The organism is Pseudomonas sp. BW16M2 (assembly GCF_014268865.1).
GTDB lineage: Bacteria > Pseudomonadota > Gammaproteobacteria > Pseudomonadales > Pseudomonadaceae > Aquipseudomonas > Aquipseudomonas peradeniyensis.
In genome coordinates, this window is record NZ_JABWRI010000085.1 from 1 (window position 1) to 336 (window position 336).

A 336-nucleotide genomic window follows, 5' to 3' on the forward strand; every position below is an offset into this window, starting at 1 on the left:
CGAGCAGGCGGTGGCCCTTGGCGCTGTGGACGAAGCGGTAGATGAAGCCTTCCTCGGCGGCCAGGCGGGTGATGAAGTCGAGGTCGGTTTCGCCGGCCTGGACGCAGAACTCGCGGGGCGCGTGGGGGAAGCTGTGGCCCAGCTCGAAGTCGGTGATGCGCTGGGCCTTGAACAGGGTTTCGAGGATCTGCGGCACGCTTTGTTGCTGGAAGATGCGCCAGTTCGAACGCAGCCCGGCGCGGGCCAGCTTGGGCTCGACCACGGCCTGGTAGCGGGTGCGGCAGTTGCCGGTGTCGCCCTGGCTGAAGGCGCTGATCAGGCCGTGTACGTAGCGCA

1 protein-coding gene is annotated in these 336 nt (G+C 67.6%); it reads right to left on the reverse strand.

Features of this window, described 5'->3' with window-relative positions; all coding sequences use genetic code 11:
• The coding region (locus tag HU735_RS26860) for a contractile injection system protein, VgrG/Pvc8 family (RefSeq protein ID WP_273018827.1) at positions 1 to 336 on the reverse strand (336 nt) is incomplete at both ends.